This is a genomic window from Polaromonas sp. (assembly GCF_030689685.1).
In the GTDB taxonomy this organism is placed as follows: domain Bacteria; phylum Pseudomonadota; class Gammaproteobacteria; order Burkholderiales; family Burkholderiaceae_C; genus Polaromonas.
The window spans coordinates 20,075-34,791 of the sequence record NZ_JAUYEY010000007.1; the positions used below are offsets into that span (position 1 = coordinate 20,075).

The window sequence follows — 14,717 nt, forward strand, 5'->3', positions numbered from 1 at the left end:
TGGGCAGGAGGTGTGCAAGGCTTTGTTTGCTATGGTTTCAATAGCTGTATATGTAATCTGGATATGGGCTGGTGCCATATTTGGCTAGTTTTTCAGCCTGCTGCCGCAGTCCACTTGGGCGTTCAGCGTCGTGCCATGCCGGCCCAGGCTGCTGTCGGTGACCTTGCATCCCGATGCCTTCTCGATGGCTTTGACCATGGCGACGCTTTGTGAAGCAGAGTTTGGCCGGCCGGCAGGGGGCGTGGCAGTCCAGGTGCTGGCAGTGATCTGCTCGACCTGGTAGTTTTGGCCGTTGAGCTCGATGGTTTGCCATGTGCTGGTCTGCGCCATGCGCATTGCGCCGCAAGCCGACAGTACACCTGTGCCGAGCGCCAGCGCCAGCCATCCGGCCAGCCACTTGCCCTGCTGAACCGTCTGGCGCTTGTTCAGACAAGCCCCGGCAGGCTCAAGACGGCTTTGGGTTGCGGCACCAGCGGGGGCGTGTCCGGCGTTTTCGATTGGGGGCAGCCGCTCAGAAAGACCACGGCAAGTAGCGCAGACAGGGCGGGAAAAACACAGTAGATCATGGCAAGCTCCCGGCGGGATGAAAAACACTCTTTGATTGAACGACGGCTGCGGGCAAATGCACCGATGATGGATGAACGATACGCACAGGTGGGCAGCAGCTCAAGAGCTAGCGGGCTGGGCTGGTGTCAGCGGACAACGCGTTGGCGTGTGATGGCGCGCCTACACGCCGCGCGCTATCACCTTGCCGGAGCGCGCCCAGCGGCGAGTTTGAAGGCTATGGCCTTCATGGCGGCAGACAAGGGTGCCCGCGATGTTTCGTAAGCATCCCAGGGCGAATTACCCGTGGCCAGCCTCTCGCCGATGTTGCGGGTATCCCAGTGCGCAGCGTTTGTCAGGTCATCGAGCTCTTCCCAGGCCACCGGCACAGACACACCCATGCCGGGCCGGGCTCGCGCCGACCAAGCGCAGACCGTCGTGGCGCCGAAACCGTTGCGCAGGTAGTCCGGGAAGATCTTGCCGACCCGGTTGCGCGGCCCGCTTTTGGCAACAAAACGCTCGGGGATCACGCTGGACAGGTGCTGCACAATGGCCTGTGAAAATTTCTTGACCGTGTGCCAGTCATGCGAAGGCTTGAGCGGCACCACCACATGCAGGCCCTTGCCGCCGCTGGTTTTCAGAAAGCAGGGCAGGCCAAGTTGCTTCAGAAAGGCCTGCACCAGCTGGGCCGCTTCCTGCACTTGGACCCAGGCGACACCCTCGCCGGGGTCCAGGTCGAAGGTCATGCGGTCCGGCTTGCCGATGACGCGGGTGGTGGCGTTCCAGGTATGGAACTCCATCACGTTCAGTTGCGCCGACGCCAGCAGCGCTGCCACCGTCGCAATCTCCAGCAGCGGGCCATGGCCGGGGTCGAACTTCGGATCAAGCAGCTTGATGCCGGGGATGCGCGTGGCCTCGGCGTGTTTCTGGAAAAACAACTCGCCGGTGATGCCGTCCGGGGCGCGCACCAGTGCCACCGGCCTGGCCTTCAGGTGCGGCAGGATCAGCGGCGCCACACGTGCGTAGTGTTCGATCAGTTCCAGTTTGGTGAAGCCGGTGCCGGGGTCGATGATGCGTTCCGGGTGGGTGACGCGCAACTTGCCGGTGCTGACCGGCGGCAAGGCTGGCGCAGCTTTTTTCGCAGTGGCTGGCGTTTTCGAGGCCATGGCTTTCTCCACAGGTAAGGCTGATTCACGCACGACCTTGCGTGCGGCTTTGTCGGCACGCAAACCCTGGAACACTGCATGGCGGATGTTGCCGGCGTGGGTCCATTGCGCAAAAACGACCTCGGCCACCAGCTTGGGCTGCACCCAGTGGCCCTTGACCGAGGCCGGCAGGCCGGTAAATGCCGGGCGGGGTGTGGCCAGCGGCAGCAGAGCGGCCAGCAGGCTTTTGAGGGTTTTCTCGTCAAAGCCCGTGCCCACATTGCCGACATGTTGGAGCGCGCCGTGGTTGTTGTAGATACCGAGCAGCAGCGCGCCCAGGCCGGTGCGCGAACCTTGAGGCTCGGTGTAGCCGCCAATCACGAACTCCTGGCGCAACTGGGTCTTGACTTTGATCCAGTCGATGGAACGCCGCGAGACATAGGTTGATGCGGCGCGTTTACCAATCACGCCTTCCAGTCCCAAACGCGCCGCTGAATCGAGCAGGTCTTGCGCGCCGCTGTCAAAGGTTTCGCTGAAACGCAGGTGATCCAGGCCGGCGCCGCTGACCAGACCGCGCAGCAGTTCGCGCCGTTCGGCCAGCGGCACCTGGCGCAGGTCATGGCCGTCGTAAAACGGCATGTCGAACAGGTAATAAACAATTTGCGCGGTGCTGGCGCTGTCAAAGGCGTTTTGCAGCGCGCCGAAGTCGGGCATGCCATCCTCGCCGTGCACCACGATCTCGCCATCCAGCCAGCCCGACTTCAGGCCCAGTTGCGACAGCGCGTTGACAAGTGCAGGAAGTTTGGCTGACCAATCGTGGCCGTTGCGCGTGAAACACCGGATGGACGTGCCCGCTATGCGTGTCATCAGGCGGTAGCCGTCGAACTTGATTTCATAGAGCCAGTCGCCGTCGTTTTCGGGCACGGCCGTGACCAAGGTGGCCAACTCGGGCGCCAGTAAGGGCGGCAGTGCAGCCTTGAAGGCGTCCGGTGGCAGTGACCGCCGGATTTTGGCGGCGGCTTGTGTTGTCGGCTTTTTTGCTGCCGGGGATGTGACAGTTGTCCTTTTTCTGGGAGCGAGCGGCTGGCCGGTCAGCACGCTGTTGGGCAAGTCTTCCAGCACGTCGTAGTCGGCCGATGGCTGGGCCTGGGCATCTTTTTCCTTGATCAGCAGCCAGGCCGGCTGGCGCTCGTCAACCTTGCCATGCATGCGCACCAGCGTCCAGTGGCCCTTGAGTTTGTCGCCCTGAAGTTCGAACTTGAGTTTGCCGCTTTTCAGCGCTTTCATGGGTTCGTCCACTGGCAACCAGATGCCCTGGTCCCAGATGATGACGTTGCCGGCGCCGTATAGCTTGTTTGGAATGTTGCCCTCAAACCGCGCATAGGAGATCGGGTGGTCTTCGACCTGCAGGGCCATGCGTTTGATCTTTGGGTCCAGACTGGGGCCCTTGGGCACGGCCCAGCCGTCGAGTTCGAGTCGGAAGTCGTAGTGCAGCCGACTGGCGTCGTGTTTCTGGACCACAAAGCGCAAATTTTTCGAACTGCGTCCGCCCGTAGCTGGCTCCGGTGTGCGACGGAAATTCCGCTTGCTGTGGTAGCTCTCGAGACTGTCGACGGTGGCCATGGCGCGAGAGGCCACGCAGCGTCAGGCCGCCTTGCGCCGTGCCGGTGCGGTCTTGGCCGCAGACTGACGAGCGGGTTTTACAGCAGCCTTTTTTGCCGGCACCTTGGCTGCCCCGCCCTTGTTGCGCAAGCTGCGCTGCAGCAATTCGGTAAGGTCGATGATCTTGGCACCAGAGTGGGCGGTAGCTTCCTCGTCCTCCTCGGGCTGCTCCACGGTTTCGACCTTGCCTTCCTTCACCTTTTGTTTGACCAGCGCCATGATGTCGTCCTTGAAGGAGTCGCTAAACTGGTCGGGCTGCCATTGACCGGTCATGTCGTCCACCAGTTGTTTCGCCATGGACAGTTCCTTGTCGCTCAGGCCGGCGGCTTTCGCGCCTTCGGGCGGCAGGTCCAGGTCTTCCCAGCTGCGGATGTCGGCGCCCCAGCGCAGCAGGTTCAGGATCAGCCCCGGACCAGATGGCACCAGAACGGCCAGGTGCTGCTTGGTCTGGATCACCACGCGCGCGATGCCGACGCGCTGGGTCTTGAGCAGCGTGTCGCGCAGCAGAGCGTAGACTTTTTTGCCCTTGTTGATAGGCGCAATGTAATAGGGCCGCTCCAAGTAGACAAAGGGGATGTCCGTGTTCGGTACAAAACTCTCGATCTCGATGGTCTGTGTGGTCTTGGGGTAGGCTGCGGCAATTTCCTCGGGCGACAGCACCACGTACTGGCCGTCCTCGTAGGCGATGCCCTTGACGATGTTTCCTTGGTGATTTCCTTGCCGGTTTTTTTTGTTGATGCGTTTGTAGCCAACCGGGTCCATGCTGCGTTTGTCCAGCCAGTCGAAGTCAACCCCGCTCTCCGTGGTGGCGGAGTGAAGCAATACAGGAATATGCACCAGCCCGAAGCTGATGGCCCCTTTCCATAAAGCGCGTGATGCCATGGATCGACTTTAAGCAGGTGGGCAGGCTGGTCCTGTCGGTTGGCAACCGGCGATGCCGTAGGACGAGGGCCGCAGCCCGCGTGTGCAACACGAAGTAGCGACTCAAAATGAAACGGATGGCTTCGGGTCCAGGGCAGACGACAGGTGAATGTCCTACATCCAGATACAGCTCCTAAGCCTAAGCTGCCAATTCTTTCATTCACCGGAGAAAATCATGATGACCTATCGTTACACCCTGCGCTCAGTCCTGGCGACCGGCGCCCTTGTTGTCCTCGTCGCGGGTTGCGGGATGATGCCCGGTAAATCCAATCTGGTCACCTTGACCACGCAGATGCGCGGTGCCAACGAGGTCCCGCCTGCCGCCACCAACGCCACCGGCCAAGTGGATGCGGTGCTGAACAAGGAGTCCAACCTGCTCAAGTGGCAGTTGTCGTACAGCGGTTTGAGTGGTCCGGCGACCGCAGGTCACTTTCATGGCCCGGCCATGGTCGGAGCCAATGCAGGTGTTGCCCTTCCGTTCACGGGTGCCATGACCAGCCCCATGTCGGGAGAAGCCACGCTGACTGCGGCCCAAGCGGCTGACCTGCTGGCGGGCAGGTGGTATGCCAACATCCACACTGCAAAATTTCCGGGCGGCGAGATTCGCGGTCAGATGACTGTGCGTCCCTGACACAGCGCGCCGTGTCCGGCACCAAGGCCAGGCGCCTGGCCTTTTTTATTGGCGCGCAGGCCTACAGCTTTCTTGCCGACCTGCTGACGCGAGCGCCGCAGCTGCGGCTTAGGGTGAACGCTCAGGTTGCCCCCGCAGCCAGTTGCAAAGGAAGACAAGCCATGAAATCAGGAAAACCGGCCCCGTCCGCTCCCACCACCAGCGGTCCCAAACATCCCAAGCCCCTGGGTAGCCAGCAAGCCCTTGCAGAGAAAGCCGCCAACAGCCAGGCCAGTGTCAAGGCTCGCGTGGAGTCGCAGAACATGCCCGACAAGCCGCCGCTGCATCTTCAGAACCAGCCCAACAGCTCAGGCCGGAAGTAAGGCATTTTCGACTGTCACCGTTGTAGCCCGGATTTGGCCGTCAAAAAAGGACTTTCCCATGTCAAACAACTTTTCCTCACTGCTGGCTTCCCTGGTGCTGGGTGTAGCTGCTTCCGCCGCGCTGGCCCAGCCGGTGGCGATAGAAGAGCAGCTATTGGCCCGCGGTGCCGTGGCTGACACGACGCCGCAGCAACGCTACCGCACCGCCATCAATGAGGCGGGCGGTGGCTACAAGGTCTATCTGGAGGAATGTGGGGCCATGGCGGCGGCTGAGCGCACGGCCTGCCGGCGCGATGCCAAAGCCCTCCATGACCGCGACATGGCGGCTGCCCGCGCGATATTGCGCACCCGCTAAAGCGCTTTAGCTGGCGTCCGGCCGGCCGATAGCTGCCGCACCTTCTCGCGCGCATCTGCGCACATCACTACGAGCGTCGGCTGTCCAAAACGCTGACCTGCCAGTTCAAAGGCAAACTGCTGGTGGTGATCACCCGCCCGGAGCAGCCGCGCTACGCGCTGCGATCACAACCGGTCAAGGTGATCGAGCATTTAGACGGATCGCTTGAGCTGCTGTGGGGCGAAGAGGCGCTGCCCTTTAAGACGTTTGAGCGGCATCAGCATTTGAGTGCTTCACGGGTAGCCGACGACAAGCTGCTCAATGGCCGGGTCGATGAGGTGTTGGCCAAAGAATCATTGCGCCTGCGCAAATTGCAGGCGCTGGTGGCCACTCAAAATGCCAAGCCGCGCTCACGCCCACCCCAGGTTGCGATCTGAGATCGGCCAATTTCAAAGTCAGCGCTTGAACTCGCCCGCCGTGGATAACTGAGTTGCCCACCGCTCCCCGGAATCGAGCCTACGGCCTGACGCGCTGGCGCTTGCCGAAAGCCTTTGAGATAAAACTCAACCCCAAAAGGGGACATTTCTGCTTTGCAGAAAAGGGGACATTTCAATTTTGGGTTGACATTGGCGGTTCAATTGGTTGCGTCTGCAACCAGATGACTTATAGTTGTGGGCGCAACCAACTAAATCCTCTTGATGGCTATCCCTGTTTCCGCATTTCCCGCCCACGTTCCGGTGTTGATCGCTGGCGGCGGCCCGGTTGGCCTCACGCTGGCCGCCCTGCTGTCACGCCAGGGCATCGCCTGTCTGGTGGTTGAGGCCGATGACGGCTACTGCAGCGGCAGCCGCGCCATCTGCCTGTCGCGCCGCTCGCAGGAAATCCTTGGCTGGGTCGGCGCCGACAAGCCGCTGGTGGGCAAGGGCCTGTCCTGGGTCGGTGGCCGCAGCTACTGGCGCGATGCCGAGGTGCTGCACTTCCAGATGCCCAGCGAGACCAGCCAGCGTTTTGCGCCCATGGTCAACATCCAGCAGTTTTATGTGGAGGAGTTCGCGCACCGCGCGGGGACCGAAGGCATGGATGTGCGCTGGTCCAGCCGCCTCACGGCGCTTCGTCAACTGGACGGTGGGGTCGAGGTTGAGGTGCAGGACGGCGCCGGCATACATACCGTGCGTGCCGACTGGGTGGTGGCTTGCGATGGCGGACGCAGCACCGTGCGCGAGCAGATGGGCCTGCAACTGCAAGGCACACAGTACGACGGAAAATACGTGATCGTTGATATCGTGCAGAAGACAAAAAGGGCGGTCGAACGCCTGGCCTGGTTCGACCCGCCGTCCAACCCCGGTTCCACCATCCTGATGCACCGCCAGCCGGATGACATCTGGCGCATCGATTACCAGATTCGCGACGACGACGACCCGCTGGAAGCCGTCAAGCCCGAAAACGTCTTGCCGCGCGTGCAAAGCCACCTGCGCATGATTGGTGAAGACGCGCCCTGGGAGCCGCTGTGGATTTCAATCTACAACGCCAAATGTTTGACGCTCGACAATTACCGCCACGGATGTGTATTTTTTGCCGGTGATGCCGCCCACCTGGTGCCGATCTTCGGCGTGCGCGGCCTCAACTCCGGGCTCGACGACGCCGGTAACCTGGCCTGGAAACTCGCCGCCGTGATCGAGGGCAGGGCAGCGGACAGCCTGCTCGATTCGTATTCCACCGAACGGGTGCACGCCGCGCGCGAAAACATCGCCTACGGCGCGAAAAGCACCGAGTTCATGGCGCCGCCCAACTTCGCCTTCAAGCTGATGCGTGAAGCGACCCTGAGGTTGGCACTCAGCGACGAGAAGGTGCGTCCGCTGATCAACCCGCGCCAGTCTTCGCCCATCAGTTATATGGGCTCGCCACTCAACGGGCCGCAGTACGGTGACTGGACCAGTGAACTCGCCGCCCCCGGCGCACCGGCGCCCGAGGCCCTGCTCGCCGGGCCGGACGGGCCGCTGCACCTGACGCAATGTTTCGGCCGCGACCTGTTGTGCCTGGTGTTTGCCGATGGCGCCTTGCCCGATGCGCTGCGCGCCTTGCCGCAGAAAGGCGTGGCGGTGCTTGCCATCGAGCCGGAAGCAGACACACAGGGCCAGGCGCGTGAACGCTACGGACTGCCCGATGCCACCGCCCAGGCGCTGGTATTGGTGCGGCCTGATGGTTATGTGATGGGCCGCTGGCGCGGGCTGGATCCTGCGCCGCTGCTGGCCGTGCTTGAAGAAAAAGGATTCGCCGAATGACCGATGCCGATCTGGATTGCAGTTACACCGCCCTGTGCCAGGCGCTGGCAGCCGTGGGCGAGGCGCAGGCGCCGTTGCTGCTGTCCATGCTGAGCCTGTCGCTGATGAGCCGCTTCGATCAGGCCGACGAGGTGTTGTCCCTGATCGCCAATGCGCAGAAGCAGTGCGGCGCCGGAGCTGCAGATGCCGCGTAAACTCCCCGCCTTGCCGCCGCTGGACCGTTTCCTGAGCTACCGGCTGCACCTGGTCAACAAACTGACCGACAGGTTCAGCAGCGACGCTTATGCCGACGAGTTTGACCTGCCGGTGGGCGAGGCGCGCTGCCTGGCGGCGATTGGCAACTTCGCACCCCTGTCGGTGGTCGAGCTGGCGGCCAAAGCCAATCTCAACAAGGGCCAGGCCAGCCGCGCGGCCCAGGCGCTGGCCGAACGCGGGCTGGTCAGCAAGGACGCTAGCGCATCCGACGGCCGCAGCGTGGTACTGGCACCGACGGTTGCCGGGCGGGCACTCTGGAACCGGGTGATGGCGCTGATCGCGCGGCGCAATGACGAAATTTTTAGCTGCCTGTCGGCTGCGGAACGCCGGCAACTGGGCGGGATGCTGGACCGTCTGATCACACACGCCAGGCGCTGATTCGCGGTTTATGCACAGATTGCAGCGCTTTCCGGTGCCATTCGGGCCGGGAACAGGTCGAAAGTACCCATTCAGGGCGTACGCGAACGCGTAAAACCTTAAAATACGCGGTTCCCTAAAGTCCCATGAACGCCCCCATCGACGTTTCCTTTTTCGCGCGCGCCGCAAAACCGCTGACCAGCTACCGCAAGTACTGGGCAAGCCGTTTCGGCACGTCGAAATTTTTGCCGATGAGCCGCGCCGAGATGGACGTCCTGGGCTGGGACAGCTGCGACATCATCATCGTCACCGGCGACGCCTATGTGGACCACCCGAGCTTCGGCATGGCGGTCATAGGTCGCATGCTGGAGGCCCAGGGCTTTCGCGTCGGCATCATCGCGCAGCCCGACTGGCAAAGCGCCGACCCGTTCAAGGCGCTGGGCAAACCGAACCTGTTTTTCGGCGTCACCGCCGGCAACATGGACTCGATGATCAACCGCTACACCGCAGACCGCAAGATCCGCAGCGACGACGCCTACACGCCCGGCGACATAGGCGGCAAACGTCCTGACCGCGCCGCGCTGGTGTATTCGCAACGCTGCCGCGACGCCTGGAAGGATGTGCCGATCATCCTGGGCGGCATTGAAGGCTCGCTGCGCCGCATCGCGCATTACGACTACTGGTCCGACAAGGTGCGTCGCTCGGTGGTGATCGACGCCAAATGCGACTTGCTGCTGTATGGCAATGCCGAACGCGCCATCGTCGAAATCGCGCACCGTCTGGCCGCCAAAGAACCGGTGGCCAGCATGACCGACATCCGCGGCACGGCGTTTATCCGCCGCAGCGGCGATGAAACCGCGCAGGGTTGGTTCGAGATTGATTCGACCAGCGTCGATGCACCTGGCCGGGTCGAGGCGCATGTGAATCCCTACCTGATGATCTCGGAGCAGGCGAAAGTGCAGGGCGCGAGTTGCGCGCGTGAGGACGAGGCTGCGGGGTCACTGCCTCTCCTTCCGGGAGAGGGCAGGGGTGAGGGCGTGGCGAAGCCGCTACGCTTCGTGCCCAACCCCAACTTGCGCCTGAAAGCCAATGCGCAGAGCCCTCACCCTAACCCTCTCCCAGCGGGAGAGGGGACAGAAAGGGAAGTGTTCTCGACGCGGCCGGTTTTACTCCCTCTCCCCCTGGGAGAGGGCGGGGGTGAGGGCGTCCCGCATCCAGCCACCGGCAAGATCAAAGTCCCGCCGCGCGACCGCTCGGTGATCCGCCTGCCGTCCTACGAGCAGGTCAAAAGCGACGCGGTGCTGTATGCGCATGCGAATCGCGTGCTGCACCTGGAAACCAACCCCGGCAATGCGCGGGCGCTGGTGCAGGCGCATGGTGAAGGCGTGACCGCACGCGACGTCTGGATCACACCACCGCCGATTCCACTGACCACGGCCGAGATGGACTACGTGTTCGATCTGCCGTATGCACGTTCGCCGCACCCGTCTTATGCCGACGAAAACGGCAGCCACGACGCCGCCACCAAAATCCCGGCCTGGGAGATGATCCGCTTCAGCGTCAACATCATGCGCGGCTGTTTTGGCGGCTGTACGTTTTGCTCGATCACCGAGCATGAAGGCCGCATCATTCAGAGCCGCTCTGAAGACTCGGTCATCCGCGAGATCGAAGCGATCCGCGACACCGTCAAGGGGTTTACCGGCGCAATTTCCGACCTGGGCGGTCCCACCGCCAATATGTACCGCATCGGCTGCAAGTCGCTGGAGATTGAATCAGCCTGCCGCAAGCCCTCGTGCGTCTACCCCGGCATCTGCTCCAACCTCAACACCGACCACAACCCGCTGATCAAGATGTACCGCCGCGCACGGGCGCTCAAGGGTGTGAAGAAAATTTTGATCAGCTCCGGCCTGCGTTACGACCTGGCCGTGCAAAGCCCTGAGTATGTGAAAGAGCTGGTCACCCACCACGTCGGTGGCTATTTGAAAATCGCACCCGAGCACACCGAGCAGGGGCCGCTGACCAAGATGATGAAGCCCGGCATCGGCAGCTACGACAAGTTCCGGCAGATGTTCGAGAAGTACAGCCTGGAAGCCGGCAAGAAGCAGTTTTTGATTCCCTACTTCATCGCCGCCCACCCCGGCACCAGCGACGAAGACATGATGAACCTGGCGATCTGGCTCAAGAAAAACGGTTTCCGCGCCGACCAGGTGCAGACCTTTTATCCGTCGCCGATGGCCACCGCCACCACGATGTACCACACCAACAAAAACCCGCTGCGCAAGATCACGCGCGACAGCGAGACGGTGGACATCGTGCGCGGCGACAAGCGGCGCCGCCTGCACAAGGCCTTTTTGCGTTACCACGACGCCAACAACTGGCCGCTGCTGCGCGAGGCACTCAAAGCCATGGGCCGTGCCGACCTGATCGGCAATGGCAAGCACCATCTGATCCCGACCTTCCAGCCGCTGACCGATGGCGGTTACGTCAGCGCGCGCAAAAAGAACTCGACGACCGTGGCGCTGAAACCTGCTAGTCCTGTGAAGGGCCGCATCCTGACCCAGCACACTGGCCTGCCGCCGCGCGAGAACGGCTCCGGCAAGCCCGGCGGCAAACCCTTCGCGCGCAAGCCGCGCTGATACTGCCTGATGTCATTGCGGGCCTGACCCGCCGTCCATGCTGGATCACCACGCCAGGTGTGTCGTGCGGCACGGATCCGGATCTGGTCCTGGATGACCGTGCACGATGAGGGCTGATTCAGCCACTTCGTTTCATTTTCTCAGTAAAATCGGCCTCCAGCCCATATCAGGCGGGCGCGAGCAGCTATGTATTTAGTAGCATGAGTATTGCCGGCGAGCCGTTGATCCGCTAGTCCCAGAACGGCTTGACCTGCCGGGCGAACAGGTCGCAGGCTAGCTGGCACGCCTGCACATGCACCTCCCGGCGCGCGCTGAGCCAGCCGACGCCGAAGAGGGCGCGCGGGTCGTGACCCGACAGCCCTTGCCAGACCTGCAGCGCCGCGACTTCGTCGTGGAAGATGCCGAGCGCGTCCTGCAGCGGCTTGAGGGCCGCCAGGTAGGCGGCGGCCTTGCGCCTGGCAAACAGGGCTTGCGCGAACTCGGACAGATAACGCAGGCGCTTGAGGCGCTTGCGCAGCCCGTGTTGCTCGGCTTCGGGCAGGTCGGTGAATTGGCGGCCCTGCGCCAGCACCTGCTTGTGCAGGCGGGTCAGGCGTTTGCGCAGGAATTTCTTTGGCGATGTGTGGTCGGGCGCAGACGCGTCCTGGCCAGGGACGGCGTGAACAAAACCGACGAGGCCCAGCAAAGCCTGCTGGAAAACCGGCGAGTGCACCGATCGGGCGGCGCTGGGCAGGACGCCCAGCGCCGCCTGCCAGTCCAGCGGCGGCCCGCCGGCGGCTTCGATCCGGCCCTGCAAGGTCTGCATCAGGTAGTCGCGGTCGCGGTGCTGGCCCAGCGCACGAAAAACATCGGCCAGTGGATCCTCCCACGGCCCGCCCCAGCCGCCGGCCAGCGGCTCGAGTTCGCGCAGCGCGGTGCGCAGCCGGCGCAGGCCCACGCGCAGCTGGTGGATGTGGTCCTCGCCCGCGCAGCCGCCGGCCACCTCGCTGGCGTTGCCGAGCACCTGGTCCAGGCAGGCGGCCACCACCGCAGCCACTACATCGCGGTTGGATGCGCGGCGGCTGTAGCGTGGCGCCTGGGCCGTGACGGCGGCGCCGTAGGCCTGGCCCAGCGCCAGGCGCTGGCCCTTCATGGACTTGCTCACGCTGCTGAGCCAGAGCTTGTGCTTGAGACACCAGGTCTGTGCCAGGGCCACGGCGCTTGCAGGCGGGCCTTGCTTGAGCTCAATTTCCAGTTCACAGATGGGCGTGCTTTGCCCGCCGGCTTTGACATGGCCCCGGTCCAGCGCAAGCTCCACCAGCGCCCCGCCTGTGCGCACCAGCCGCGTTTGGCGCACGATGTCGGTTTCATAAACAAGCGCCAGATCGGGAAAGGCTTCGTTGGGTTTCAGTTTCAGGGCCTCGCGAATGCGCTCGCCCACGGGCTCGCCATCGTGCCGCGCCAGGTCCAACAAGGGCGTGCCACGCGCGCCCAGCGTGACGTTGTGCTCCAGCCGCTCCAATGTGCGGCTGCCGGGGGCTTTAGCCGTCTGCACCCATTGCCGCCCTTCTTTTCGCAGACGCACCACCACACCGCATGCTGCGAGGGCCTGATCGGAGGTGTCGTAATAGCGTGCTTGCAGGCGCTGCTGCAAGACCTGGCCGCGGCGCAACGCGGCTTCCAGTGCCTTCAACTGGAGGGTCGGGATTTCAAGCTTGAGTTCAAATTCGGTCATGGGCAGCGTGGCAATTTGGAGCAGAGCCGACCATCCTACGCGCCCTGGGGCGTGCTGCACACGCAGGCGGCTACACACGAGCGCTGCGTGGGGCTTCTAGATGAAACAGGCCGCAGCCCTTCATTCGCGGGCGCAGATAGCTACTACTTTGATAGCAGCCCTACGCTACAAAAGCTTGCGCAGGCGTTCCAAAGCCTCTTGGTCGCAGTAGTCTGTCCTGGTTTTGAGCAGACCCTCTACGCACCACGTGCCTACCAACAACAGCGCAGGGGGCATCTCACGCCGACACGCGCGCCCAGACTTTGAGCGCGTCCGCCACCTCAATGATCGTCCCGCTCCAATCTTCCAGATCCGATTGCCGGAACAGGCGCGTAGCTGGATACCAAGGAGAGTCCGTTCTGTTCAGGAGCCAGCGCCAGTCCGTGCCTATCGCGGGCAAAAGCACCCAGCAGGGCTTACCCAAGGCGCCGGCAAGATGCGTCATGGCTGTGTCTACGCAGATCACGAGGTCGAGCTGACTCACGATGGCGGCCGCATCGGCAAAGTCCTGCATCTGCGCACCCAGCGCCACGAGTGATTGACCAGCCGGTGGTTGCGAGGCCTCGTCTTCACCCTGTCCCTTTTGAAGGCTGATAAAGGTCACGCCGGGGGCTGACCAGAGCGGTGCCAGGCTGGTAAGGCCCGGCAAGGATCGGTTGCCATCGTTTTTGTGCCCGGCGCTGCCTTTCCATACCAGGCCTACCTTGCGCCCTGCTGCGGGCAACCGTTGACGCCACTGCGCCACACGGGCGGGCAGAGCGTGCACATAGGGCAGCGGCACCAGGGGAATGGTCTCCGCCGTGGTTGCGAAATGCAGTGGCACGCTCAGAACAAAGGACCAGTAGTCGTGAGGGGGGATCTGTGTCTGATCGGTCAAGACCGCATCCACGCCCTCGACTGTTTCAAGCAAGGGCGCCAGCGGCAGCCCGCAAACAACAGTCAGGCGCGAGACGCCACGCGCTTTAAGCAGGGCCGCATACCGGACGAACTGGATGTAGTCACCGAACCCCTGCTCAGGCCAGATCAACAGTGATTTGCCGGCCAGTGATTCGCCTTGCCATTGTGGCGAGGCCAGCTTGGGAATTCTGGCGACAGCTTCCTTTTTTTTCGGAGCGTAGCGGGACTCGTACAGTGGCCAGGCTTCATCGAAGCGCGACATGCTCAAGAGCAGAAGACTTAGATTGAAGCGGGCGTCGACATATTCGGGCTTGAGCGCCAGAGCGCGTTGATAGGCCACCTCGGCCTCGGGCAGGCGGCTGCTGTCCTTGAACAGGACGCCCAGGTTGTTGTGGGCGTCGGCGAAATCAGGCTGAATTTCCAGGGCGCGCCGATACGCCGCTTCAGCCTCTGGCAGGCGGTTGGTATCCTTGAACAGGACGCCCAGGTTGTTGTGGGCGTCGGCGAAACCAGGCTGAATCTCCAGGGCGCGCCGATATGCCGCTTCGGCTTGGGGCAGGCGCTTGCTGTCCCTGTACAGCACGCCCAGATTGTTGTGGGCGTCGGCGTAGTCCGGTTTGATCGCAACGGCGTGCCGGTAGGCCGCCTCTGCCTCGGGCAGACGCCCGCTTTCCTTGAGTACCGTGCCCAGGTTGCCTAGAAAAAAAACGTCTTCCTTCAGGGTCAGCGCTTTGCAAATCATCTGTTCGGCCGCAGCAAGATTTCCTTTTTGCAGGTGCACCACGCCAAGCAGATGCGTCGCGGATGCGTGGTGGTCATTTAAGGACAAGACGTGCAAGTAGCCATGCTCTGCCTCGGACAGTTGTCCGGCTTGATGAGCCGAGAGTGCGGCCTGAAAGAGCTCTAGTGCGGTTGCGGGGTCGGACAATGCTTTTTCTC

Annotated in this window: 14 protein-coding genes; 8 read left to right on the plus strand and 6 right to left on the minus strand. The window is 62.8% G+C overall.

Annotation, left to right across the window (positions count from 1 at the left end):
• Positions 1–84: 84 nt before the first annotated feature.
• The 4 genes from Q8O29_RS01750 to Q8O29_RS01765 all read right to left on the minus strand — a co-directional run bounded on the left by Q8O29_RS01750 (position 85) and on the right by Q8O29_RS01765 (position 4,232).
• A complete protein-coding gene (locus Q8O29_RS01750; RefSeq protein ID WP_305560337.1) occupies positions 85–330 on the minus strand; it encodes a hypothetical protein in 246 nt (81 codons plus the stop codon).
• A 95-nt stretch (positions 331–425) separates the two neighbouring features.
• On the minus strand, positions 426–566 hold the full coding sequence (locus Q8O29_RS01755; protein ID WP_305560338.1) for a hypothetical protein: 141 nt from the start codon (positions 564–566) through the stop codon (positions 426–428).
• A 177-nt stretch (positions 567–743) separates the two neighbouring features.
• The gene (gene ligD, locus Q8O29_RS01760; protein WP_305560339.1) at positions 744–3,311 is read right to left on the minus strand and encodes a DNA ligase D; all 2,568 of its coding nucleotides are present in this window, start codon (positions 3,309–3,311) and stop codon (positions 744–746) included.
• A gap of 21 nt (positions 3,312–3,332) precedes the next feature.
• The gene (locus Q8O29_RS01765) at positions 3,333–4,232 is read right to left on the minus strand and encodes a Ku protein (protein WP_305560340.1); all 900 of its coding nucleotides are present in this window, start codon (positions 4,230–4,232) and stop codon (positions 3,333–3,335) included.
• 214 nt (positions 4,233–4,446) lie between these two features.
• On the opposite strand from Q8O29_RS01765, the gene Q8O29_RS01770 reads away from it, so the two are divergent.
• From Q8O29_RS01770 to Q8O29_RS01805, 8 genes are all read left to right on the plus strand, one after another.
• Positions 4,447–4,902, plus strand: a complete 456-nt coding sequence (locus Q8O29_RS01770; RefSeq protein WP_305560341.1) for a CHRD domain-containing protein — start codon at positions 4,447–4,449, stop codon at positions 4,900–4,902.
• A 161-nt stretch (positions 4,903–5,063) separates the two neighbouring features.
• Positions 5,064–5,264 (plus strand): hypothetical protein, encoded by a 201-nt coding sequence (locus tag Q8O29_RS01775; RefSeq protein WP_305560342.1) that lies wholly within the window; start codon positions 5,064–5,066, stop codon positions 5,262–5,264.
• A gap of 58 nt (positions 5,265–5,322) precedes the next feature.
• Complete coding sequence (locus tag Q8O29_RS01780) at positions 5,323–5,619, plus strand: hypothetical protein (RefSeq protein ID WP_305560343.1); 297 nt, start codon at positions 5,323–5,325, stop codon at positions 5,617–5,619.
• Positions 5,620–5,744: 125 nt separating this feature from the next.
• Entirely contained in the window at positions 5,745–6,035 is a 291-nt protein-coding gene (locus Q8O29_RS01785; protein WP_305560344.1) for a hypothetical protein, read from the plus strand.
• 261 nt (positions 6,036–6,296) lie between these two features.
• A complete protein-coding gene (locus Q8O29_RS01790; RefSeq protein ID WP_305560345.1) occupies positions 6,297–7,880 on the plus strand; it encodes an FAD-dependent monooxygenase in 1,584 nt (527 codons plus the stop codon).
• Complete coding sequence (locus Q8O29_RS01795; RefSeq protein ID WP_305560346.1) at positions 7,877–8,074, plus strand: hypothetical protein; 198 nt, start codon at positions 7,877–7,879, stop codon at positions 8,072–8,074. Before Q8O29_RS01790 ends, Q8O29_RS01795 begins: the two co-directional genes overlap by 4 nt.
• A complete protein-coding gene (locus tag Q8O29_RS01800; RefSeq protein ID WP_305560347.1) occupies positions 8,064–8,513 on the plus strand; it encodes a MarR family winged helix-turn-helix transcriptional regulator in 450 nt (149 codons plus the stop codon). The genes Q8O29_RS01795 and Q8O29_RS01800 overlap by 11 nt, the downstream gene beginning before the upstream one ends.
• 125 nt (positions 8,514–8,638) lie before the next feature.
• Entirely contained in the window at positions 8,639–11,128 is a 2,490-nt protein-coding gene (locus Q8O29_RS01805; RefSeq protein WP_305560348.1) for a YgiQ family radical SAM protein, read from the plus strand.
• Between the two features lie 229 nt (positions 11,129–11,357).
• Here the strand turns inward: Q8O29_RS01805 and Q8O29_RS01810 are convergent, their stop codons facing one another.
• Both Q8O29_RS01810 and Q8O29_RS01815 read right to left on the minus strand, forming a co-directional pair.
• Entirely contained in the window at positions 11,358–12,842 is a 1,485-nt protein-coding gene (locus Q8O29_RS01810; protein ID WP_305560349.1) for a CYTH and CHAD domain-containing protein, read from the minus strand.
• Between the two features lie 277 nt (positions 12,843–13,119).
• Positions 13,120–14,706 (minus strand): tetratricopeptide repeat protein, encoded by a 1,587-nt coding sequence (locus Q8O29_RS01815; protein WP_305560350.1) that lies wholly within the window; start codon positions 14,704–14,706, stop codon positions 13,120–13,122.
• Positions 14,707–14,717 lie beyond the last annotated feature (11 nt).